General features: G+C 37.7%; 24 protein-coding genes. 3 read left to right on the top strand and 21 right to left on the bottom strand.

The window, feature by feature from the left end; all coding sequences use genetic code 11:
• The first annotated feature begins 475 nt into the window (after nt 1–475).
• A complete protein-coding gene (locus AC6CHJ_RS05305; protein ID WP_498287536.1) occupies nt 476–1,117 on the top strand; it encodes a GDSL-type esterase/lipase family protein in 642 nt (213 codons plus the stop codon).
• A 41-nt stretch (nt 1,118–1,158) separates the two neighbouring features.
• Here AC6CHJ_RS05305 and AC6CHJ_RS05300 read toward each other — a convergent pair whose 3' ends face one another.
• The 18 genes from AC6CHJ_RS05300 to hemW form a co-directional block, all read right to left on the bottom strand.
• Entirely contained in the window at nt 1,159–2,115 is a 957-nt protein-coding gene (locus AC6CHJ_RS05300) for a PhoH family protein (RefSeq protein ID WP_147193822.1), read from the bottom strand.
• Nucleotides 2,069–3,235 carry a sporulation protein YqfD gene (locus AC6CHJ_RS05295; RefSeq protein ID WP_498287534.1) on the bottom strand — a complete coding sequence of 389 codons (1,167 nt, stop codon included), beginning with the start codon at nt 3,233–3,235 and terminating at the stop codon, nt 2,069–2,071. The genes AC6CHJ_RS05300 and AC6CHJ_RS05295 overlap by 47 nt, the downstream gene beginning before the upstream one ends.
• Nucleotides 3,236–3,240: 5 nt before the next feature.
• Complete coding sequence (locus tag AC6CHJ_RS05290; RefSeq protein ID WP_066786320.1) at nt 3,241–3,480, bottom strand: hypothetical protein; 240 nt, start codon at nt 3,478–3,480, stop codon at nt 3,241–3,243.
• 50 nt (nt 3,481–3,530) lie between these two features.
• A complete protein-coding gene (locus AC6CHJ_RS05285) occupies nt 3,531–3,986 on the bottom strand; it encodes a YqfB family membrane protein (RefSeq protein WP_498287532.1) in 456 nt (151 codons plus the stop codon).
• A gap of 23 nt (nt 3,987–4,009) precedes the next feature.
• Nucleotides 4,010–5,014, bottom strand: a complete 1,005-nt coding sequence (gene floA / locus AC6CHJ_RS05280; RefSeq protein WP_498287531.1) for a flotillin-like protein FloA — start codon at nt 5,012–5,014, stop codon at nt 4,010–4,012.
• 10 nt (nt 5,015–5,024) lie between these two features.
• On the bottom strand, nt 5,025–5,765 hold the full coding sequence (locus AC6CHJ_RS05275; RefSeq protein WP_498287529.1) for an NfeD family protein: 741 nt from the start codon (nt 5,763–5,765) through the stop codon (nt 5,025–5,027).
• A gap of 377 nt (nt 5,766–6,142) precedes the next feature.
• Nucleotides 6,143–6,316: a 30S ribosomal protein S21 gene (gene rpsU / locus AC6CHJ_RS05270; protein WP_004227078.1), complete on the bottom strand. Its 174-nt coding sequence runs from the start codon at nt 6,314–6,316 to the stop codon at nt 6,143–6,145.
• A 118-nt stretch (nt 6,317–6,434) separates the two neighbouring features.
• Complete coding sequence (gene deoC / locus AC6CHJ_RS05265; RefSeq protein ID WP_498287525.1) at nt 6,435–7,103, bottom strand: deoxyribose-phosphate aldolase; 669 nt, start codon at nt 7,101–7,103, stop codon at nt 6,435–6,437.
• A gap of 148 nt (nt 7,104–7,251) precedes the next feature.
• On the bottom strand, nt 7,252–8,055 hold the full coding sequence (locus tag AC6CHJ_RS05260) for an SDR family NAD(P)-dependent oxidoreductase (protein ID WP_147193831.1): 804 nt from the start codon (nt 8,053–8,055) through the stop codon (nt 7,252–7,254).
• A 234-nt stretch (nt 8,056–8,289) separates the two neighbouring features.
• Nucleotides 8,290–9,129 (bottom strand): N-acetylmuramoyl-L-alanine amidase family protein, encoded by an 840-nt coding sequence (locus tag AC6CHJ_RS05255; RefSeq protein ID WP_498287523.1) that lies wholly within the window; start codon nt 9,127–9,129, stop codon nt 8,290–8,292.
• An 81-nt stretch (nt 9,130–9,210) separates the two neighbouring features.
• Entirely contained in the window at nt 9,211–10,545 is a 1,335-nt protein-coding gene (gene mtaB / locus AC6CHJ_RS05250) for a tRNA (N(6)-L-threonylcarbamoyladenosine(37)-C(2))-methylthiotransferase MtaB (protein ID WP_147193835.1), read from the bottom strand.
• Nucleotides 10,546–10,560: 15 nt separating this feature from the next.
• A complete protein-coding gene (locus AC6CHJ_RS05245) occupies nt 10,561–11,298 on the bottom strand; it encodes a 16S rRNA (uracil(1498)-N(3))-methyltransferase (RefSeq protein ID WP_498287521.1) in 738 nt (245 codons plus the stop codon).
• Between the two features lie 17 nt (nt 11,299–11,315).
• Entirely contained in the window at nt 11,316–12,254 is a 939-nt protein-coding gene (gene prmA / locus AC6CHJ_RS05240) for a 50S ribosomal protein L11 methyltransferase (RefSeq protein ID WP_147193838.1), read from the bottom strand.
• Between the two features lie 19 nt (nt 12,255–12,273).
• Nucleotides 12,274–13,407: a molecular chaperone DnaJ gene (dnaJ, locus tag AC6CHJ_RS05235; protein WP_147193839.1), complete on the bottom strand. Its 1,134-nt coding sequence runs from the start codon at nt 13,405–13,407 to the stop codon at nt 12,274–12,276.
• A 266-nt stretch (nt 13,408–13,673) separates the two neighbouring features.
• On the bottom strand, nt 13,674–15,503 hold the full coding sequence (dnaK, locus tag AC6CHJ_RS05230; protein WP_249775780.1) for a molecular chaperone DnaK: 1,830 nt from the start codon (nt 15,501–15,503) through the stop codon (nt 13,674–13,676).
• A gap of 36 nt (nt 15,504–15,539) precedes the next feature.
• A complete protein-coding gene (grpE, locus tag AC6CHJ_RS05225; protein WP_498287519.1) occupies nt 15,540–16,148 on the bottom strand; it encodes a nucleotide exchange factor GrpE in 609 nt (202 codons plus the stop codon).
• A 28-nt stretch (nt 16,149–16,176) separates the two neighbouring features.
• A complete protein-coding gene (gene hrcA / locus AC6CHJ_RS05220) occupies nt 16,177–17,196 on the bottom strand; it encodes a heat-inducible transcriptional repressor HrcA (RefSeq protein ID WP_147193844.1) in 1,020 nt (339 codons plus the stop codon).
• 99 nt (nt 17,197–17,295) lie between these two features.
• Nucleotides 17,296–18,429 carry a radical SAM family heme chaperone HemW gene (hemW, locus tag AC6CHJ_RS05215; RefSeq protein WP_392994415.1) on the bottom strand — a complete coding sequence of 378 codons (1,134 nt, stop codon included), beginning with the start codon at nt 18,427–18,429 and terminating at the stop codon, nt 17,296–17,298.
• 194 nt (nt 18,430–18,623) lie between these two features.
• On the opposite strand from hemW, the gene AC6CHJ_RS05210 reads away from it, so the two are divergent.
• Complete coding sequence (locus AC6CHJ_RS05210) at nt 18,624–19,022, top strand: lipoprotein (protein WP_498287518.1); 399 nt, start codon at nt 18,624–18,626, stop codon at nt 19,020–19,022.
• Nucleotides 19,023–19,123: 101 nt separating this feature from the next.
• Nucleotides 19,124–19,909 (top strand): phosphotransferase, encoded by a 786-nt coding sequence (locus AC6CHJ_RS05205; RefSeq protein WP_498287517.1) that lies wholly within the window; start codon nt 19,124–19,126, stop codon nt 19,907–19,909.
• 142 nt (nt 19,910–20,051) lie between these two features.
• On the opposite strand, the gene hpaB is transcribed toward AC6CHJ_RS05205, so the two are convergent.
• From hpaB to spoIIP, 3 genes are all read right to left on the bottom strand, one after another.
• A complete protein-coding gene (gene hpaB, locus AC6CHJ_RS05200) occupies nt 20,052–21,485 on the bottom strand; it encodes a 4-hydroxyphenylacetate 3-monooxygenase, oxygenase component (protein WP_498287516.1) in 1,434 nt (477 codons plus the stop codon).
• A 195-nt stretch (nt 21,486–21,680) separates the two neighbouring features.
• Complete coding sequence (gene lepA, locus AC6CHJ_RS05195; RefSeq protein WP_147193853.1) at nt 21,681–23,516, bottom strand: translation elongation factor 4; 1,836 nt, start codon at nt 23,514–23,516, stop codon at nt 21,681–21,683.
• A 178-nt stretch (nt 23,517–23,694) separates the two neighbouring features.
• Entirely contained in the window at nt 23,695–24,537 is an 843-nt protein-coding gene (gene spoIIP / locus AC6CHJ_RS05190) for a stage II sporulation protein P (RefSeq protein ID WP_066786274.1), read from the bottom strand.
• Nucleotides 24,538–24,559: the final 22 nt, after the last annotated feature.

The raw sequence follows: 24,559 nt of genomic DNA, 5'->3' as shown, positions 1-24,559 counted from the left end.
TTAGTGGTTGTGCGTTGCTTCATATAGCCTACTCCCATATTCATTATAAAATAAAAAAGAATGGTGGATTCACCATTCTTGATATTTCTTGTTTTATGCTCTTTCAATTCCCCTTTTCATATCACTAACATTAGTGCTTACATTAAGCTAAACCAGTTACTGAAATTCAATACTCCCTATTTTAAATTTTTAATAACATTATCTATTCCTGGTGGACATTTTTATGATTCATCGATTGAAATCATGACAAAGATAATTCCATATAAACACTCTTCTATTTTCTTATTACTGCCTTCAGATAGAATTTTAGCACTCTATTTCTTCATAACTTAATTTTTCTCCACTTTCATCGAAATCTTATCCTTCTTTATTTATGTATTTTTTCATGTCCTTACATTGAGTAATTAACCTTTAGGCACATTTGTGTCAAAAAAGTCATAAGATATAAAAATAAAGAAAAGACTCGAGGTGTATGATGACTTACAATTCTTTACAATATATTGCAATAGGTGATTCCCTTACTGCTGGAATCGGCATCCCTTTCCTCAATTCAGGATTCCCAGAGTTTTATAGAAAACTGAGTGAGCATACATTGGAAAAGCGTATTTATCTTCACAAATTCGGAAAGTCTGGCGCAACCACAGGAGATATATTAAATATGCTCGATTCCCCAACTGTTGGAAGAGCTATTAAGTGCGCAAACATTATCACGATTACAGCAGGTGGAAATGATTTAATTAATGCAGCAAAGAATCTTCTAAGGCATAATGACAAAGAAAGTGTGATTCATGCGATGCAACAATCTCAAGAGAACTACTCTAAAATCATCAAAAAAATTCAGATAATAGATAAAGAAAATCCATCTATCTTGAGATTAATGAACTTATATAACCCATTTCCTCATATACCAGTGGCGGATGAAGCAATAAAAACATTTAACATCGCCGTTTCAAGATTCGCAAAACAAAAGAATATCAAAGTGGCAGATGTCTATCATGTCTTTAGCGGTAAGGAAAAAGCGCTCTTATCAAAAGATGGAGTTCATCCTAACCAAGAGGGCTATCATCAAATGGCTTTAACTTTTTCTAAGCTTGGCTATGCACCTCTAGAGTATTGAATTCCAGAAAAAAAGAGTAGCGAGAGATTCGCTACTCTTTTTTATTTTTGTTGTTCATATGCTTGGATAATCTTTGCAACAAGTGGATGTCTCACTACATCAGCTTGCTCTAGAAACTTAATTTCAACATCTTTTACATAGCGCAATGTTTTTTCAGCGCTGATGAGACCTGACTTAGCACCGTGAGGTAAATCAATTTGTGTCTCGTCTCCTGTAATAACCATCTTGGAGCCAAATCCTAAACGAGTAAGGAACATTTTCATTTGTGCTTCTGTTGTATTTTGTGCTTCATCTAAAATCACAAACGCATCATCCAGTGTTCTGCCTCTCATATAGGCAAGAGGTGCGATTTCAATGGTGCCACGTTCAATCATACGGGCAGTTTGTTCAGCACCTAAAACATCATGCAATGCATCGTAGAGAGGCCTTAAGTATGGATCTACCTTTTCTTTCAAATCGCCTGGCAAGAAACCTAAACTTTCTCCAGCCTCAACAGCTGGTCTTGTTAGAATAATACGTTTTACATGCCCATTTTTTAAAGCTTGTGTCGCCATCACGACAGCTAAATATGTTTTACCTGTACCAGCTGGCCCTATACAAAAAACTAAATCCTTATGGCGAATCGCTTGGATATATTCTCGCTGGCCGATGGTTTTAGCACGGATAATCTTTCCTTTTGTATTGCGGCCAATCGCCTCATCATATAGCTCAGAAAAGTACTCCATTGTACCACTTTTGGACATTTCAAGAGCTGAGACTACATCACGTTGATTGATATTTATACCTTTACGGATCACTTTCAGCAACTGTTCAACTAACTCACTTGCTTGTTGTTTATTTTCTTCATCACCGACAATGACAATACTGTCACCACGGGTAATCATTTGGATTTGAAAAGCTTCTTCGATTAATTTCAAATTGGCATCCGATATGCCAAGTAGCATGACTGCTTCATTCGGATCTTGCATTTTGAGTTGGATCGGTTGTTGTTCTGTCATTCTCAATCTCCTTGGTTATCGCACTTTTTACCGCAATATTCTCATTTATTAAAAATAAAACTTTCCCTTTTACTGTATCATTATCAATGGTAACATTCAAAAGTTTTTCTTTTTTGATGACTGTTTTCGGCGGCAAGTCCCGTAAATATTTTTGATGTAGCAAGGGAACAATCATATCTTCTACCGCATTCTTATCAAGTGTTACTTTTTTGTCAATCTGTTCTTGCTCAATAGATACTTCACCTATTGAAGATAGCCATTTTGGTAAGTTTACGACCTTCCATTCATATGGGCTCTTCTTTTCATTTGCCCATCTAAAATGATACGTTTTTTCACCCATTGTTCCGTATGTGATTTTTTTGGGCATAGTAAATGTTGACTCAATCCAATAATCCGCATACACTTCTCCATCTGCACCATAATAAATTGCTTTTTCACCTTGTTTTAAAATACCAGTTACTAAAAGGTCTCCTTTTTTTACTGCATCATTTTCATCGACTACTCGCTCTCCCCTTTGTAGATTAAAGTGTGTAATTACGCCACTTTTATTAGCATATAATTCACCTTTCATTGAACTCTTTTCTTCTTCTTGATCTACAGCTGGTGCATTTAATGGCTCAAAACTCATTTTGCTGCCTTTCCGATGGATATGAACCCATGAAAGGTCCCGATGTTTTGATAGGATATATTGCCGAATTACTGAATCGTCCGGTTTATCTTTTTTCATAATGGGGCCGTCTAAGTTTAAATCATGCAACGTTTCAGATAATTCATCTTCTTGCTCAGGAGTCGCATTGTCGATGGACACCTGCCAAATCCATTGTGAAAAGAAAAATGGTATGAAGAGCAAAATCAAAATGCCGGCAAATACAGTCCATTCTTTCCTTAAAATTTGATTATCATCTAAAGACTCAATGTGAAAGGTAACACCGTATTGGTAACGCAATCTTCGAATCGTTTTTAGATGCTTCCGAATGGTTTCAAATCGGACTTCTTCTTCAGAAAGACGTAAATTTCTAAGTATAATATTATTTTTAGTTAAAGCATTTAAGAAAGCTTCTACTTTCTTTGTGCGTTTTATGCAAATTTCTATCATACGATAATCTCTGCTTTTTTTCATTATCCCTAATCCTCAATTCTGGTAAGCTCAATTTTTTTTACATTGCTCATATCAAGCGCCAATAATTCATCTCGGAGAAGATTGACATGAAATGAATCAGCTTCTATCTTTATCTTAAAATTTTCATGAATGAATACCATTTGATGATCATGAATAGCTTCTAGCAATATATCCCCTCTGATTCGAATTCCCTGGAAGTTTTCGATTTCGATCAGCGGCACTATTTGCAATAGCCTTTTCGACATAAAAAACCTCCTCTCTTTTTAGCATATGCTAGAAGGGAGGAGGTCATGTGTTATCTTTTAGATTTTGGTGGGCCTAAAATTTCAGCCATAATGATGGCATTTGCCATTTCATTTGTACTTTGTGGAAATTTGAAACCGGTTGATTTCTTATCAACTGTTTTCTTTATTTCTGCAGGTACAGTTGTGGTATGTTTATGCTTTTCAAAAATAGGATTTTGCGTTCTTCCTACCGATTGCCTTTCAATCAATTCCTGAGCTTTTGGCAATGCCTTATCAACCGTCTCTGCGGCACGCTTTTGCATACTCCTAGGCACCTTGCCTTCAAGCTCGCCAATCGCTTTACGTGTATATTCTTCTGCTTTTTGACGCGTACGATTTGGTGTTGATGGATCAACACGCTTTATTTTTCGATTAATTGGAGGCGTTGTTTTTGAAGCATCATCATCTTTATTTTTGAAAAGGTAACCCACCAGTGATGTAATAATCAAGAATATTAGTGCTTCCATTCAAAACGCTTCCTTTCAAAGGCTTAGCTTTCAGTAGATGAACCACCGTCATGTTGTTGATTCATTTTGCCAATTGAATCACGCATCCCTGTATCAGCTTGGATGTTTTTATAATTCATGTAGTCCATAATACCGATGTTACCAGTTCTAAGCGCCTCTGCCATTGCCATCGGCACTTCTGCTTCTGCTTCTACTACTTTAGCTTTCATTTCTTGTACTTTCGCAATCATTTCTTGTTCGGATGCAACAGCCATAGCACGACGTTCTTCCGCTTTCGCTTGTGCAATATTCTTATCCGCTTGGGCTTGCTCGATTTGAAGCTCTGCCCCAATATTTTTGCCTACATCTACGTCCGCGATATCAATAGATAAGATTTCAAACGCAGTACCTGAATCTAAGCCTTTTGATAATACCGTTTGAGAAATGGAGTCAGGGTTTTCTAAAACTTCTGTATGACTTGTTGAACTACCGATAGTACTTACAATCCCTTCGCCAACACGAGCTACAATTGTTTCTTCACCCGCACCACCGACTAGACGTTCAATATTTGCTCGTACTGTAATACGAGCTTTTGCCTTTACTTCAATCCCATTCATTGCAACCCCTGCAATAAATGGCGTTTCAATAACTTTTGGATTTACAGACATTTGAACAGCTTCTAAAACATCACGGCCCGCTAGATCAATTGCTGCACAACGTTCAAAAGTAAGCGAGATATTCGCACGATGCGCTGCGATTAATGCATTTACAACACGGTCTACATTACCACCTGCTAAATAATGGCTTTCCAATTGATTAATTGTAACAGGAAGTCCTGCTTTGTGGGCTTTAATGAGCGGGTTGACAATACGAGAAGGAATAACCCGGCGCAGCCTCATACCAATTAATGTGAAAATGCTTACCTTAACGCCAGCTGCAAGGGCCGAAATCCATAGAGCAACTGGTACAAAAGTAAATAAAATAATTAAAGCCAAAAAGACAATAACAATGCCGATAATTGTAAAGATAAAACTACCTGTAATGGCCATTCTAATCCTCCTATACGTTTTCAGACTCCCGTACAACAATACGGACGCCTTCTACTTTAATAATGATTACATTTCTATGCGCTTCAATATAGCCGCCTTCCGTAACCACGTCGATTCTTTCATCCCCCAACATGGCAGTGCCAGAGGGACGAAGTGGAGTAGCGGTAACGGCCACTTTTCCAAGTAAATCAGTGCGATTAAGATTTGATACATAGCCATGTTCTGTATCGGTTGAATCTTTTAACACCATTTTGTTCAACAAATTTAGTTTTTTGCCGAAAAATTTCATCATAATCACCATTCCTACGACTGCTATAATAAGAGCAATCAAGACTGCATAAGCCATATGCGTTGTATGTGCGCCTGAACTTATCAAGCTGACAATGATTGCCGCAAAACCAATAATGCCGACTATGCCGCCTGGCAGTAAAAATTCCAATAAAACAAGCCCAACACCAATTAGAAGCATTATAATACCTAGCCAAGATGCAAAGCCTGCAATAAAATGAACGACGTAAAATATCAACAATGCAACGATGCTAAGTATTCCTCCAAAACCAAAATGCGGTGAAAATAGCTGCAATACAAGGCCGAAACTGGCGAGCGACAGTAACACTGTTACCGTTATGGGATGGGTCATAAAAAGTTGCCAGCCAGGTAAAGAAGCGGCAGAGACTTGGGCTGCAAAGCTAGGTTCCGCAATAAATGCGGCTGATAGCGTACAAATTAATATAATGATGATCTTTTTCATTAGTTATGTATGTGATCCCTCCTCTTCGCACAAGCTTATACTCTAACTTACGTTTGAAAGTGCTAGAAGTTTCATTTTATTTTCATTTAAAATTGGTCGATATGTAGCATAATTTAAGCTTGTGTATTATATTACACTGCGATTTAAGAAATATTTATAATATGTCTTATTTGTCTTATACTTTAAGAGTTTGTAGATTAAAACTGAAAATATCACATCTAGCCAAAGTAATATCTAGTTCCTTGGAGTAATTTTATTGCTTTCTTTCAAAAAAATAAGCTGAGAAATCTAGTAAGACTTCTCAGCTTAGTTCATTTGCGAGTTTATAAATCATGATAGTGCGTGTTTAGAACGTAGGGATTGTCTAGGAATTTAAATTACCACTTACGTTTACGTGCAGCTTCTGATTTCTTTTTGCGTTTTACGCTAGGTTTTTCATAGAATTCGCGTTTTCTTACCTCTTGAATTGTACCACTTTTAGAAACAGTACGTTTGAAGCGGCGAAGAGCATCTTCAAGCGATTCGTTTTTTCTAACGACAGTTTTTGACATCTCTCTTTCCCTCCCTCCGAACACACGTCAAAACACAATAATAAAATCATACGTCATATCATTGTGTACTAAAAAAGTATAACTTATTAATAGGTTTTGGTCAATACTATTGCTTCAATTAATAGTCAGTTTTTGCACGGTTGCCCTTCATGATTTGTACGCCAGAGCTTGCACCTATTCTTGTAGCTCCTGCTTCTATCATTGCTTCTAAATCTTCTAGGCTTCGCACGCCGCCAGATGCTTTTACACCTGTATGCTCTCCAACTGTTTTACGCATTAATGCAACATCTTCAACCGTCGCACCTCCTGTTGAAAAACCAGTAGAAGTTTTTACGAAGTCAGCGCCAGCTGCAATTGAAAGTTCACATGCTTTGATTTTTTCTTCTGTAGATAGTAGGCAAGTTTCAATAATAACTTTCACTAACACACCGTCTGCTGCATCAACAACAGCTTTTATATCTTTTTCCACTACATCATATTGTTCGCTCTTTAAAGCGCCTATATTAATGACCATATCAATTTCGTCAGCGCCATTAGCGATGGCATCTTTTGTTTCAAATGCTTTCGTTGCTGATGTTGAAGCCCCTAAAGGAAATCCAATTACTGTACACACCTTAGAGTCAGCACCCTTTAATTCTTCGGCTGCTATACTAACCCAAGAAGGATTGATGCAAACAGATGCAAAGTTATATTCTCTTGCTTCTGCACAGATCTTTTTGATTTGTTCCTCTGTTGCTTCGGGTTTTAATAATGTGTGGTCGATATATGATGCATAATTTTTAGCCATTTGGAAATTCTCCTTTAAATAAAGTTGTACGTACCTCTAAAGTCTACCATGACTTAATATAGTTTATCCATAAAAAAGAAGAACTAAAACCACTTACCCAAAGTAGAATAAAAAAATCCATATGCTGGGCATATGAATTTTAATATTATTATTTTTGTTGTTCTGTCCAAGCTTGAACATCTGCAATAGATGGGTTTGCGATATAGTGACCGCCTTCAACTTGCAATACTTGTCCTGTCATGAATTTTGACTCATCTGATGCAAGGAATACAACAGTATAGCCAATATCATTTGGTTCACCATGATAAGGTAAAGCATTATATTTAGAGAAAATATCTAACATACCTTGTGGCATATTGTTCTTAGCAGCAGGAGTTAAAATTAATCCCGGTGCCACTGCATTACAACGGATTTTATCTTTGCCGTATTGAGTAGCAATGTATTTTGTTAATTGAGCTACTGCTGCTTTTGATGCACCATATGCTGAACGTACCGCATCGGATGCAAAGGCAGCCATAGATGTTGTATTAATAATTGAACCGCCGCCCGCTTTTTGCATATATGGAATAGCAAATCGAGAACCAAGCAATACAGATTTTAAGTTAACGTTCATCAAACGATCCCATTCATCTAAATCCATATTCACAACATCTAAATCTTTACGTAGATTAGTTAGGCCTACGTTGTTAAATAAAGTAGTGATGGTACCGTATGTGTTGACTGTGAATTCTACTGCTTCTTTAATTGAATCTTCGTTTCCAGCATCTAAAAAGATTGCTGTTGCTTCAAAACCTTGTTGTTTCAATGCTTCAGCTTCTTTTTTGGCACCTTCTATATTAAAATCACCAATAACTACTTTTGCTCCTTCTTTTGCAAGCAATTGAGCTGATGATAAACCAATACCTGATGCACCGCCTGTCACTAATGCTACTTTACCTTCTACTCGTCCCATTCAAAAAACCTCCCAAATTAAAATGAAACCTATTTATCAGTGGGACCTTTATCCTCGCTGATCAATTGTTTCAATCGACATTCCAAAGCTAATAATCCATAATTAACTACTCTTTATGAAAGGTAGTATGTGCGATTATAGGGTTGGTAATGTGATATAGACTTAATTATTTCTACTAATATATTTTAACACTTAAATATTAGATTTCAAATTAATTTGTTCGGTAATAGTTAATTATTTTTTTCGTTTCGAGTAAATTTCAACACCTTTAGCAATATCGACTGTTAACTTATCAAGTTTATCCCTGTCTAACAGTCTTTTTTCATCATTAGGGTTGGTTAAAAAACCTAATTCAACTAAAACTACTGGTACTTTTGACCAATTAAAACCGGCTTGATCACCACGATAGCTTATGCCATTTTGGTAAATATCCGTCCTGTGAGAGACTTGTTTTAAAATATCCTCTGCTGCCCACTTGCTTTCTTTATAGAAAGAAGTTGTATGTTCATTCTTTACGGGCGCAATCACAGAAAAGCCAGAAGCATTTGGATTTTCAGCTCCATCAGCATGAATTCTAATATACAAAAATGATTTATTCTTGTTCGCTTGTTTGGTACGTTCTACATTGGATAAATCCACATCATTCGTATGTCTTGTCAGAATCGTTTTAAATCCCTTTTTCTTTAGTTGTGCAGATAACTTTTTTGCAGCCTCTAATGTAACAGCGTACTCTGGTCTTTTTGTTGTAATACCTATAGATCCTACTGTTGCTTTATATTTGGTTTGTAAAGAATGTGGAGCTTCTGGCTCTTGTCCAACATTCGCTTTCAATTGATGTCCAGGGTCAATCGTAATGACCAATCGTTTTTTCTTTCTCTTATGTGGAGCTTCTTTCTTTTTCTTTTCCGGTGATTTCATGTGATCTTTGGGGTTTTCTTCAGCCACATTTTTTTGGTTTTTTTGGTGAGTTTGTTGGGTGTTTACTAAACCTTCGTTGGTTTTATAATTTACAATTAATGTAATGCCAGAAATAATAAATGCCAAGATGATTAAGGATAGTGCTAATTTTTTCATTCAATCGCCTCAATTCTTGTGTTACTCCTAACTATAACAAAAAGCCTAGCATTCGTCTCGCTAGGCTTTCTGTTATATTCTTTATACTTCTACTGTGTCCATCACACGCACAAATTGTGCATAAGAATGCGGATAGTAGGCTTTTTCAATTTTAACTTTCACTAACTTGCCAATCATGTCCTCACTACCTTCGAAAACTACTTTCATGTAGTTTGCTGTATAGCCAGTAAGAAGCCCGGTATCTTTGCCTTCTTGAACCACTTCTTCCGGGATGACTTCAAGGACTTGGTCTTCAAATCTAGAGGCGTATTCTTTTGCCAACTGATCATTTAATGTCAGTAAGCGGTGAACACGTTCATTTTTGATTTCTTCATCAATCTGATCTTCCATACGTGCAGCAGGTGTTCCTGTCCGTTTTGAGTAAGGGAAGATATGCAATTCTGCAAATTGATGTTTAGCAATGAAATTGTATGTTTCCATAAATTCATCTTCTGTCTCGCCTGGGAACCCAACAATAACATCTGATGTAATAGCCAAGTCAGGTAAAACTTCACGCAAGCGATCAAGGCGCTCACCGAAGAATTCCATTGTATATTTGCGGCGCATGCGTTTTAATACAGTATCTGATCCTGATTGGATTGGGATGTGAAGATGGTTGACGACAATTTTAGAATCTCTTAACACTTCGATTACTTCGTCAGTCAACTGGCTAGCTTCAATTGAGCTAATTCGCAAACGTTTTAACCCTTTCACATTCGCTTCAAGATCACGAAGCAACTGCGCTAAATTGTAATCTTTAAGGTCCTGGCCATAACCGCCTGTATGAATTCCTGTTAAGACAATTTCTAAATAGCCTGCATCCACTAATTGTTGCGCTTGACGAACAACTTCTTGCGGATCACGAGAACGCATCAGCCCACGCGCCCAAGGTATAATACAAAATGTACAGAAGTTGTTACATCCTTCTTGAATTTTTAAAGAGGCTCGCGTGCGATCTGTAAAGTAAGGCACGTCCAACTCTTCATAAACACGGTTTTTCATAATGTTTTTTACAGCATTGATAGGTTGACGCTCTTTTTTGTATTGTTCGATATAAGAAAGCAAATTCATACGATCCTGTGTACCCACGACAATATCTACTCCTGGAATTGCCATAATTTCAGCAGGAGATGTTTGAGCATAACAACCAGTTACACAGATGACTGCGTCTGGGTTTTGACGAATCGCCCGGCGAATCACTTGGCGACTTTTTTTATCGCCTGTATTCGTTACAGTACATGTATTGATTACATATACATCCGATTGATGATCAAAATCTTTCCGTTCATAGCCTTCATCTTTAAACAGTTGCCAAATAGCTTCTGTTTCATAGTGATTCACTTTACAACCAAGTGTGTGAAAAGCCACTGATGACAAGGCTGCTCACCTCTTTCATTCAAATTCATATGATATAGCAGATAAAACGTATAGTGGCGCTGTCTCTGCTCTTAATATTCTAGGTCCGAGCGAGATACTCTGACATCCTAATTGTTGTAGTGCTTGGGCTTCAGATCTATCAATCCCACCTTCAGGACCGAAAATCACAAGCATTGATTTATTATCATACACCTTTTTTAATCTTTCGGCAAATCGCGTTCGCGTAGTTTCTTTAGCATCTTCTTCATCTGCAAGAAATACAACATCATAATCTCCTACAACTTGCAATAGCTGTTTAAAGCTATACTGTTCATGAATTGTTGGAATATGCGTTCGATGTGATTGCTCCGCTGCTTCTTTTGCAATTTTTTGAAGTCGTTCTTGTTTCTTTTTCCCTTTTTTCGCATCCCATTTTACAATGGAACGTTCTGCTTCAAATGGGATAAAATCGTACATACCAAGTTCTGTTGATTTTTGTACGATAAGTTCAAGCTTATCTCCCTTAGGCAATCCACATGCAACCGTTACATGGATTGGTAACTCTGTGTTCGGACGCACTTCGCCTGTTTTTTGCACTTCGACCGAACCATTATCTATCTTTGTTATCTTGCAGACGAATGCTTCTCCATTATGTACAGCGATTAGCTCATCAGCAAGACGCATGCGCATCACATTGATAATGTGATGCGCATCGTCCTCTCGAATCGTGGCTACTTCATCATTAAAGGGTTGCTCTATAAAATACCTTTGCATTATACCACTCCACCCTATTAGGATTTACGACAAATAATTGTAACCCAGTCTTCCATCATCATCACTTCTTCGATGTCAAAGCCAGCATCAAGCAGTGATTTTTTTACGTCTTCTTTTTTCCCTTCTATGATTCCAGAAGTGATAAAGTATCCACCTGGTTTCACAATAGAGTAAGCATCATTCGTAAATGTCATGATGATTTCTGCCAAAATATTTGCAACAACTAAGTCTGCTGGTTCTTTTACTGTATCTAGAAGATTTCCTTGTACCACATTAATACTATTTTCAACTTTGTTCAAAACAACATTTTCTTTCGCAGAGCGAACTGCTACTTCATCCAAGTCTAAGGCATGAACGCTTTTCACTCCTAAGAGCGCCGCGCCAATTGCCAATACGCCTGAGCCTGTGCCGACATCAATCACGGTAGAACTTGGCTTAATATACTTTTCTAACGCCTGCAAACTAAGAACTGTTGTCGGGTGTGTTCCTGTACCAAATGCCATGCCAGGGTCTAACTCGATGATTAATTCATCACTCTCAACTGGCTTATATTCCTCCCATGATGGAACGATGGTGAAACGATTTGATATTTTAACAGGATGATAGTATTGCTTCCATGCAGTTGCCCAATCTTCTTCTTGTACTTCACTTGTGGTAACTTCATTAGCTCCAATATTTATATCAAATTGATGGAGATTTGTGATTGCAAGCTTGATCTCTTCTACTGTTTCTGCTAAAAAACTGGTAACAGGCAAATATGCTTTCACGACAACTCCATCTACCGGAAAGTCTGACGGGTCTAAATCGTAAATTTCTCCGTATACATTTTCTCTTGTTTTTGCTAGCTCTTGAGAATCTTCAATAACTATACCGCTTGCCCCAGCTTCATATAATATATTTGAAATAGGTTCTACTGCTTCATTGGCAGTGTGAATCGAAATTTCCGACCATTTCACTTGCAAATCACTCCTCTAATTATTCGCCTTTAAATTTTTTCTTCAATTTATCAATTAATGAACTGCTTTGTTCTTCTGGGATATCTCCAGAAATATTTGCGAACTCTCGAAGTAGTTCCTTTTGCTTTTCAGTTAGTTTATTTGGTGTTTTGATTTGAACGATGACGTGTTGATCTCCATTGCCATAGCCATGCACGTTTTTAACACCTTTTCCTTTTAAGCGGAAGTGGTCGCCTGATTGAGTACCTGCAGGGATTTTCATTTTTACTTTGCCGTTGATTGTTGGCACTTCAATTTCGTCGCCAAGGGCTGCTTGAGGGAAGGTGATTGGCAATTTCAAATAAATATCGTCGCCATCACGTTCAAATTTTTCGTGTGCACGTACATGGAAAACGATATATAAGTCGCCTGAAGGGCCACCATTTTTTCCGGCCTCTCCCTGGCCGCTTATGCGTAATTGTTGACCATCGTCTACACCTGCTGGAATATTGACTTTGATTTTTCTACGTTTTTTAACTGTTCCTGCACCATGGCATGTTGGACATTTTTCTTTAATGATTTGGCCAGTTCCTTCGCAATAGCCACAGGTACGGCGATTTGTCATTTGACCGAACGGTGTATTGACTGTTTCTGAAATTTGCCCAGAACCATTACAGTGTGAGCATGTTTCTTTGGACGTGCCCGGTTTTGCACCGTTACCATGGCATGTTTCGCATGTTTCTTCCCGAGGGATTTCAATTTCTTTTTCTTTCCCGAATACTGCTTCCTCAAAGCTAATAGTCATGCGATATTGCAGATCATCGCCTTTTTGTGGTGCATTCGGATCTCTTCTGCTACGGCCGCCACCGCCAAAGAAGGTACTGAAAATATCTTCAAAGCCACCGAAACCTTCAGCACCTGAAAATCCGCCGCCAAATCCGCCAAAGCCTTGGTTAGGATCTTGATGGCCAAATTGGTCATAACGCGCTCTTTTTTGTTCATCGCTTAATACTTCATATGCTTCAGCGATTTCTTTGAACTTTTCATCTGCGCCTTCCTCTTTGTTGATGTCAGGATGATATTGTTTTGATAACTTACGGTATGCTTTTTTTATTTCGTCTTGAGAAGCCGTTTTGCTAATTCCTAAGACGTCATAATAATCGCGTTTCTCCATCTTTCACACTCCGCTCTTTTAACATAAATATTATTGTATCATGTATTTATAAAATGGCAAAAACACACTTTTATTGAAAAGGTGTATTTCAGCACTCATTTAAAAAAGCCAAAGCCCGAGAGCGGTCTTTGGCTTTTGATTATCTTTTTATTCTACATAAACGAACTATTACTACAGTACTTATAACCGAGAGCATTGTCTTCCTTTATAATACTCTGATAAAAGGTACATTGCTTAAGTTCTAATTTTATATAGATTTTGCACAATTATTTTTTATCGTCTTCTACTTCAGTGAAGTCAGCATCAACGACACCATCGTCTTTTTTGCCTTCTCCTTCAGCGCCAGCTTGTGCTTGTTGCGCTTCAGCTGCTTGTTGATAAACTTTCATTACAAGAGGTTGAAGAACGCCTTCAAGTTTTTCTTTCGCTTTTTTGATGTTTTCTGTTTCACCAGCTTCAAGCGCATTTTGCAATTCTTGTTTTGCTTCTGTTACAGAAGTTTTTTCTTCGTCTGTAATTTGATCGCCTAAGTCAGTAATTGTTTTATCCACTTGGAATACTAGTTGATCTGCTTCATTTTTAAGATCTGCTTCTTCTTTGCGTTTTTTGTCAGCTTCTGAATTTGCTTCAGCTTCTTTAACCATGCGCTCGATATCTTCTTCTGATAGACCAGAATCTGATTGAATTGTGATTTTTTGTTCTTTTTGTGTGCCTAGATCTTTCGCTTTAACATTCACGATACCGTTTTTATCAATATCGAAAGTTACTTCGATTTGAGGGATACCGCGTGGTGCTGGCGGGATATCAGTCAATTGGAAGCGGCCAAGTGTTTTGTTGTCTGCTGCCATTGAACGTTCACCTTGAAGTACATGAATATCTACTGCTGGTTGGTTATCTGCAGCTGTAGAGAATACTTGTGATTTAGATGTTGGGATTGTTGTATTACGGTCGATTAATTTAGTGAATACACCGCCCATTGTTTCAATACCAAGTGATAGAGGTGTTACGTCAAGAAGAACAACATCTTTCACATCACCAGTTAATACGCCGCCTTGTACAGCTGCACCCATTGCTACAACTTCATCAGGGTTAACGCCTTTATGAGGTTCTTTACCTGTTGCATTTTTTACTGCTTCTTGTACAGCAGGAATACGAGTAGAACCACCCACAAGAATTACTTGATCAATTTGTGATGCAGATAATCCAGCATCTTTCAATGCTTGGCGTGTTGGTACCATTGTACGTTCAACTAAATCAGCTGTTAATTCATTGAATTTAGCACGAGAAAGAGTTACTTCTAAGTGTAATGGGCCAGCTTCGCCTGCAGTGATGAACGGTAATGAAATTTGTGCTGAAGTCACACCAGAAAGTTCTTTTTTCGCTTTTTCTGCAGCATCTTTTAAGCGTTGCATAGCCATTTTATCTTGAGATAGATCTACGCCGTTTTCTTTTTTGAATTCCGCTACTAAATAATCAATGATTTTTTGGTCAAAATCATCGCCGCCAAGACGGTTGTCCCCAGCTGTGGCTAGTACTTCAAATACACCATCGCCTAATTCAAGAATAGAAACATCAAACGTACCGCCACCAAGGTCAAATACTAAAACTTTTTGGTCTTGGTCCATTTTTTCTAAACCATATGCAAGTGCAGCTGCTGTAGGTTCATTGATAATACGTTCTACTTCTAAACCAGCAATCTTACCAGCATCTTTAGTAGCTTGGCGTTCTGCATCGTTGAAGTAAGCAGGTACTGTAATTACCGCTTTTGATACTTTTTCACCTAGATAGTCTTCTGCATACTCTTTTAAGTGTGTAAGAATCATGGCAGATACTTCTTGCGGTGTATATTGTTTATCTTCAATTGTTACTTTGTAGTCTGTACCCATATGGCGTTTAATTGAACTAATTGTGTTTGGGTTAGTAATAGATTGGCGTTTTGCTACTTCACCTACTTGGCGTTCACCGTTTTTGAATGCTACAACAGATGGAGTTGTGCGCGCTCCTTCTTTATTAGCGATTACAACTGGTTCGCCGCCTTCAAGTACAGCGACGCAAGAGTTTGTTGTTCCTAAGTCAATACCGATAATTTTGCTCATTAAAAATTCCTCCTAGTGATTCATTACTTAATCCGACTACTCGTTTACTTTTACCATTGCTGGTCGAAGCACTCTGTCTTTCAGCATATACCCTTTTTGCAGCTCTTGCAAAACAATACCCGGGTCTTTTGACTCGTCATGTTCTTGCATCACTGCATGGTGTATGTTGGGATCAAATTCAGCGCCAAGCGATTCAATCGGCTCAAGACCTTCTTTCTTAGTCGCTTCAACAAGAGAACGATAAATCATTTCAATTCCTTGTTTCATCGATACTGCCTCTTCCGTTGTCGCTTCAGCTTGCATAGCGCGCTCGAAGTTATCTAGTGCTGGCAATAAGTCTGTCAGCAGACTTTGAGCACGATACTTCTCTTGTGCCACGCGTTCAAGTTGCGTGCGGCGTTTTAGGTTATCAAAGTCTGCACGCAAACGAAGGTAACGCTCTTCTTCTTTAGCCAGCTTTTCTTCTAGTAGCGCTAGCTCGTCTACTTGTTCTTCTACCTTTTCATCAGTTTCATCGTTTCTAGCTGCTTCCGTTTTTTCTTCCGGTACAGCTTCTACGTTTTCATCATTTTTTGGTGCTGCATTTTCTTTAGCTGTCTCTTCATTTGCAGCGAACTGTTCTTTTTCTTCTTCTGATTTAGACAATTAATACCCTCCTCTTCTACCGGCCATGCTAGTGGCGTTCGATAAATCGACTAAGACCACTGCTCATTAAATCTAATATAGAAACTACTCGCCTATAATCCATGCGAGTAGGACCGATGATCGCGATTGATCCTTTTTGCTCTTCACCTATAGTATAGGTTGCTGTGATGACGCTGCAATCCTCCATTGCTATATGATGGTTTTCAGAGCCTATTCGGATTTGAATGCCTGATTGATGATGAGGGAAAATAGTCTGTATTTGACTTGTTTTTTCCATTAGCTCCATCAGCATTCGAACTTTATTTAAGTCATGGAATTCAGGTTGCTTCAGCATATTCGTTTTACCACCGTAGTATATTTTACCTTCACCGTGGTACTTATTGAGGTCGAAAATTGACGTAAGCAATCCATCATATGAGCCAATATGCTGCGCAATAACAGCTGTTGCCTCTTCTTCCAGCTTTTTGTGAATCTGCTCCAGTGGAACTCCAACAAGCCGTTCGTTTAGTATATTAACGACTTTTTCAATATCCGATAGCGAATAGTTTTCCGGTATCGATATTAATCGATTTTCTACATGACCATGATCTGTTACGATAATGGCTACGGCAGATCCCACTGAAATCGGTACGATTGAAAATCGCCTTACTTTATGAAGCTGAACATCCGGTCCCAAAATAATCGACGTGTAGGTGGTCAATTCTGATAAAATATCAGCGGATTTACGAATTACTTGCTCGGTTTCCATCATCCGATCTTGAAATAAGGATTGAATAGTTATGATATCTTGATTTGTAATAATTTGAGGTTTTAGCATATGATCCACATAAAATCTGTAACCCTTTTCGGAAGGAACCCGACCAGAAGACGTATGGGTTTTCTCTAAGTAACCAAGCTCTTCTAAATCAGCCATTTCATTCCGTATGGTAGCGGCGCTAAAACCTATACCTTCTTTTTTCGCAATTTGGCGAGATCCTACAGGCTGTGCAGTCGCAATGAAATCATCTATGATTACTTGCAGAATTTGCAGCTGTCGATTCGTTAGCATGATCATCACCTCACATTGTTAGCACTCAATAAGAAGGAGTGCTAATACAATTATTAATTTAACACCTCTCAAGAATGATGTCAACGGAAATGCCTAACCCTACAATAAAAATTGCTGAAATACTTCATTACCTACAAAACGACCTTTTCGAGTGAGTTTGACAAAGTCACCATCATCTTCAATAAGCTCTTTTTCAAGTAAATCTTTCAGCTGATCCTCATAAACACTTTCGATAGTACATTGATATTTTTCGTAGAAATGCTTTTTGCTGACACCCGCTGTTTTGCGAAGTCCAAGAAAGAGTTCTTCTTCTATTTTCTCTTGCTTTGTTTCAACATGTGTCTGTTGAATAGGCTTTTCGCCTCGAGAAATAGCTTCCATATATTTCTTTAAGGGACCAATATTAGAATAACGCACACCATTCATATACCCATGAGCTCCTGCCCCAAATCCAGCATACTCATCGTTGTCCCAGTATATTTGATTATGGATAGAAGAGTAGCCAGGTTTGCTAAAATTACTAATTTCATATTGATGGTACCCGTGTTTTTCCATCTCCTCCATCAACACATCATACATTTCTGCTTCTAAATCTTCACCTGGAAGACTAAGCTTTCTTTTGACCATCAAATTATAAAATATTGTTTTCGGTTCTACGATTAATGAATATGCTGAAAAATGAGTGAGGTTTAAAGAGAAAGCATATGCTAATGTTTCTTTCCATTGTTCCATCGTTTGTCCAGGCAAACCATACATTAAATCAATGCTGATATTTTCAAAACCAATCTTCCTGGCATTCTTGATCGTTTCAAATACATGTTCATTGGAATGAGTACGCCCTAAGTTTCTCAAAAGCTCCTCTTGGAATGCTTGAACACCCATGCTAAGCCGATTAACGCCCCCATTGTATAAAACGCGCAGTTTTTCTTCCGTCAATTCATCAGGGTTAGCCTCTGAAGTAAATTCTGTGACATGTTCCATTGGTATATACATGCGAATTAATGACAATAAACGTTGAAGTTGCTCAGGTGAAAGTGCGGTTGGTGTGCCTCCCCCTAAGAAAACTGTTTCAATTTTGTGATCCTTATAGTCGCTTGCCCACATGCGCATTTCTTCACCCAATGCTTCTATATATTCATCGACTGGCTGGTTTTTAAAAAATACCTTGTTGAAATCACAATAGTTGCAAATCTGATGGCAAAATGGAATATGAATATAAATACCTCTAGCCAATCTGAAAACCTTCTTCCTTTTGAAAATTCTGCTTCTTAACTAACATCTTTTAATCCTGTCATATAGTTTAGTTTATTTTTACTGTTAATGAAAATCAGACGCGTTAATATAAAAAGTTTTATTTAGATTACAACTTGTAAAATTATTTTAATTTTCCTATAATTTGTATAAACATTAAAGGAGATGAGTGTATAATGAAAAGATTTTTGATTGCTTTATTGTCAATTTTCGTTTTAGCTGGTTGTGCAAGCAACACAGATAAGGGGAAATATATTGCAAAGAAAAGGGATTTGGAAAACACCGTATTTAGCGGACAAACCGAAGAAGCCAACCAACTTATTTTTAATAAGGGTAACTTAACGATTATTACAAATCCAACTTTGAACAATATTAAACCCTCTACTAATCCTCAAAAAAACACCAATGAAAAAAGTAGCGAAAATCATTACAACAATATAAAAATTAGAACAGCTGGAAACACGTATACGATTACCGGATCTAATGGATTAGAATTAAAATTAAAGAAAGTCGGCAAACGTGTCATTAGTGATCTGGATGGCAACGAGTATTCGACAGAACGTGATTTAGATTAATATAAAAGGTGGATGGAATCTAGCTGTCCGTTCTTTTTAGTTCACAGTAACACTATTAATTGATTGAAAACTAGAATACTTTGTAAAGAAGGTGTATTATTTTGCAGCCAATTGATATAAGTGAAATTCCTAATGAGATAAAAAAGTACATGGGTACCATCCATTCAATTCGTTTCCCAAAACAGGGTTGTACATCAGATGTTGCCATTATTGAATGTGAAAAGGCTGTTTTCGCACTTAAAAGAACAAAAGAACATTTATATAATACTTGGTTGAACAAAGAAATTTCCGTTTTACATTGTTTATCTAGTAAAACAGATTTACCGATTCCACAAATAAAAGAATTTAAATGTGACAAAGATCAAACTTGGGCTCTAATTGAATACCTAGAAGGAGCAACTGTTAGAGAAGCCTTATCTAATGAGAAAAATAAGGAAACTAGAGAGGAAATAATATTTGTCTTTGGAAAGGCACTTTCCCGCATACATTCAACTTCATGTCCCGCTGAATTGAAATATAAAACGCCTTGGCTTGATGAAATGCTACTAAAAGCTACATACAACTTCACACACTATGAAGTAGATGGGTCAGAAGCAATATTAAATAAAATTCAAACCCAAAAACCTAAAAATTTCAAACAAACATTAATACATGGCGATTTTACAATAGATAATGTATTGTTGCATAACGGTAAAGTATCGGGGATGATCGATTGGTCGGGAGGGGCTTATGGTGATCCAAGATATGATGTAGCACTTGCCATTCGTCCTAAGCCTAATGTTTTCGAAAATAGTGATAGAGAGATTTTTTTTAAAGGATATGGCAATAAAATTATAAATCAAGAGGAATATGATTACTTTGCGAACGGCTTATATGAATTCTTTTAATCATATCCTATCCGAAACAAGGCATCTCCAACACATTAGATAATCTATACCATTTAATCATCAAAATCGGATAGCCGTAGGCTATCCGATTTCTCGTTTCTAAGTACTTTCTCTCAGTCTGACTATAAATAATGCTTAGACTCTATTTAAGTTTCTTTTTCACCAATTCTACATATGGTTTCTTGTCATATTCATGATAAAGGCTCATTGCCAATCTTACTGGATCCCCAAAGAAGAATCGTTCATATAAGGTCTGACGGGTACCGAATGAGCTCATTGTCGCATCCCAAGCGAGCCGGAAAAGTTTTACACGGTCTTCTGCATTATTTGCAGCAGATTGTAGATATAGGTCTATATCTTTTCGAATTGATGAGTGAAATGCTTTTTCGGTTGGAATAGACATTAAGCCGCTCGCACCTAGCAATTGAACTATTTCAGTAAAACGTGGATATACCTTAGGAAAAATACTGATGGCAACTCTAAGAGTCGTATAATCCGGCTGCATCAAACCTGCTTCGTTCATCTTTGCTTCAACTTCGGATTTGATCAACAAGGCTTTTAAAGTTTCAAGTGCCACAATAATTTCGGTAGCCTTTTCTTGTACGTGTTGAAAGCCTGAAATATTGATAGATTCTATAATTGATTGAACGATTCCCAGCATAAATTCTGTTTTCACAATTTGTCTGGATAACACCTGATGTAGTCCAAAAGATTGAAAAGAACTCCTACCTAAAAAGGACTGTGCGACATCAATATTGTCATAGTAAAATACACGATCCCACGGTACTAAGACATTATCAAAGACGACAATAGAATCCATTTCTTCATAGCGAGAACTTAAAGGATAATTAAAGACAGACTCCCCTTTTACAAATGATTCTCTACAAATAAATTTGAGTCCCTTTGTGTTACTTGGAATGGAAAAGGCAAACCCGCTCTCTTCATCAAATGGCTTCCCCGCTTTAATGAATAACATTTCATCGGTGATACCGCCCTGGGTTGCGAGTAAACGCGCTCCTTTGACAATAAGACCCTCACTCGTTCTTTCTACAACCTCAGCAGATATTGGCTCACTCGTCGGTTTATCTAAAACACTGCCGCGGTCCACTTGTGGTTCTATAAACGTATGTGTCATCGATAAATCATTATCTCGAACATATTCATAATATTTTTGTAAATTTTCAGGAAAACAATGATCTTTCCCCTCCAATAAATGGGCAGATGAAGCCATAGCCATAAGTGCTGTATTCATATAATCCGGGCTTCGTCCCATCATGCCATTGCTTTCTCTTGCCAATAGCTGGATAGCCTCTCTTCTCTTCGCTAAATCTTCTTTTGACCTTGGCATGAGAAAGGAAAGTCCTACAGGATCACCCTTCCCCTCAGAGAGATAGGTTAATTTATCTTTTAATATTTCATCATGCTGTAAATCATATAACCTAGCCTGACTCTTCATTACACCTCTAAATGCAGGATGTTCAGAAATATTTCCTGTCACCTGTTCTCCATCAACCCAAATATTAGCTTTCAATTGGTCAATCTGTTCAATATATTGGGATCCAGTTCTTACGGGCATAACTCTCCTCCTACCTTTTTATTCATCAACTTTTAGTTATTCGTCTAAAAGTATCATATGACATTTCTTAACAGGCGGTGACATGGCTATTTAATTGAAAAATGAAAAACACCTGATGAGCTTGAAAAACCTCATCAGGTGTTTTTATCTATAAGAGCTACTTACGCATATTTCCAACAACATTGTAATTTCATGTTATTTTTTCGGTTGATCATCATCCATTTTAAGTACAGCCATAAACGCTTCTTGCGGGACTTCAACTGAGCCGACTTGCTTCATACGTTTTTTACCTTCTTTTTGTTTCTCAAGAAGTTTACGTTTACGCGAGATATCGCCGCCGTAACATTTAGCCAAAACGTTTTTACGCATCGCTTTAATAGTTGAACGTGCAACAACTTTTTGACCAATCGCAGCTTGCACTGGTACTTCGAATTGTTGACGTGGAATTAACTCTTTTAATTTTTCAACAATAACCTTGCCTCGTTCATAAGCAAAATCCTTGTGAACAATGAAACTTAAAGCATCGACCTGTTCTGCATTCAAGAGAATGTCCATCTTCACTAGTTTTGATGGTTTATAGCCAATCAATTCGTAGTCAAAAGATGCATATCCTTTTGTGCTGGATTTCAATTGATCAAAGAAATCATAAACAATTTCGGATAACGGAATTTCATACAGGATATTTACGCGTATAGAATCCATATAATCCATCGTCAGGAAATTCCCGCGTTTTCGTTGGCAGATCTCCATTACAGCACCCACATAATCATTTGGCACCATTATACTTGCTTTAACATAAGGCTCTTCAATACGATCAATCTTTTGTGGATCCGGCATCATTGAAGGGTTGTCCACTTTAACTTCCTCACCATCGGTCATATGAACATGGTAAATAACTGATGGTGCTGTTGTAATTAGATCAATATTAAATTCGCGCTCAATACGTTCTTGAATAATCTCCATATGCAAGAGACCTAAAAATCCGCAACGGAAACCAAATCCTAGAGCTTGAGAGGTTTCAGGCTCATATTGGAGAGCAGAGTCATTCAACTCTAATTTTTCTAATGCTTCCCGTAAATCATTGTATTTTGATGTATCAATTGGATAAAGACCGCAATACACCATCGGGTTCAACTTACGATAGCCAGGTAATGCTTCTGTGGCTGGGCGATTTGCAAAGGTAATCGTATCCCCTACGCGCGTATCTCCTACATTCTTAATAGAAGCTGTGAGATAGCCAACATCCCCGACAGTTAAAAACTTCGCTGGCGTCATTTTTGGAGTATGCACGCCTACTTCGATGACTTCAAATTCTGCGCCTGTTGCCATCATGCGAATTTTATCTCCTGGTTTCACAGTGCCTTCAACAACCCGAATAGAGGTAATTACGCCACGATATGCATCATATACAGAGTCAAATATCAGTGCTTGTAATGGCCCTTCCGGATCCCCTATTGGTGCTGGCACTTTTTCAACAATTTGCTCCAGAATATCTTCTATTCCAATGCCCGCTTTGGCTGATGCAAGCACAGCTTCAGATGCATCGAGACCAATGACATCCTCTATTTCACCTCGTACACGCTCTGGATCAGCTGATGGAAGGTCGATTTTGTTAATGACTGGTAAGATTTCCAAGTCATTATCTAGCGCAAGATATACATTTGCAAGCGTTTGAGCTTCAATACCTTGTGCTGCATCGACAACTAAAATCGCACCTTCACATGCAGCCAAGCTTCGTGATACTTCATAAGTAAAATCGACATGCCCCGGTGTATCGATTAAATGTAAAATATATGTTTCTCCATCTTTCGCTGTGTAGTTCAACTGTACGGCATTTAGTTTAATTGTAATGCCTCGTTCTCTTTCCAAATCCATGGAATCTAGCAGCTGTTCTTTCATTTCCCTTGCTGTTAGCGCTTGGGTTTTCTCTAGTATCCGGTCTGCTAATGTTGATTTGCCGTGATCAATATGTGCGATAATAGAGAAATTTCGTATATGTTCTTGTCTGTTAATTAATTCTTCTCGATTCATTCGTTCCGCTCCTATAATCTATGCGCCTCATTTTTGAATCGTCTATCTGCATGCGTTGCCTTAGACTAATTCAATTTTTCAGCTTCATTTCTCTTTCTATCACACCACTATAGAAGCGGTGATCTACTGAAATGTTGTTATTAAGAATTATAGCAGTGAAACGCCATATATTGCAATGTTAGGAATTAGGATTAGCAAACGCTTCTTCGATTGCACGTGCCAAAATCGCGACTGATCGATTTAACTCTTCTTCTGTGTTATCCACACCGCCTATTTCAACTAAAATGGATTGCTTCGACAAATCTTGATTGTAAATTCCATTTACGCCCGCACCCTTTTTAGCAATGACACCACGCGAGATACCAGGTACAAGGTCTGCCATTTTTTTAGACAACTTCTCAGCATATGCTTCATTTGCCTGGTAACTTGGATTTTTTGTTCCGATGACAATGGCCATGCGCGCATAAGAGGTGCCATTATATGTGATAGTCGATAAATTTCTTTTTGCAGAATCTCTATGAATATCCAAGATTAAATCATAATCTTTTTTTTCTATTTGCTTTTTAACATAAGGACGTACTGCATCATACGCCTGGTAAAACTTCATTTGTTTTTGACTCATCACTTTCTGAGTATCAACATCCAAAAGGTCCAATTGAATATTATTTTGTTTAAAATGATTGGTGAACAATTTTCCTAGGGATTGGATATTCTCGGTGTTATGATACGCAGTTACTGCCTGTTGATGTTTTCGAAGTATAGGCGCATAAGCTTCATGAGAATGTGTAAAATATACCAATGCATCAAAAGAAGCTTTTGATTTTTTGTCCGATACTTTTGTAGCTAACCCCTTTTTAGCAGCATAAGCAACTTTTGTTTCTTGTACAGGGGACTCAATGACTGGCTTTCCATTTGGCTTTTGTTCAGCCAACACCGGGATCTTAGCTGCAATAATAGGTAGTGAAAAGAAGATTGCTAAGAATAATAAACTAAATTTCCATCGTTGTTTGCGTCTTCGCATTCTATATCCCTCCTCCTGTCAG

It is taken from the genome of Rummeliibacillus sp. GQ308 (genome assembly GCF_059759115.1).
This window is presented reverse-complemented; position numbering and strand designations above follow the sequence as displayed.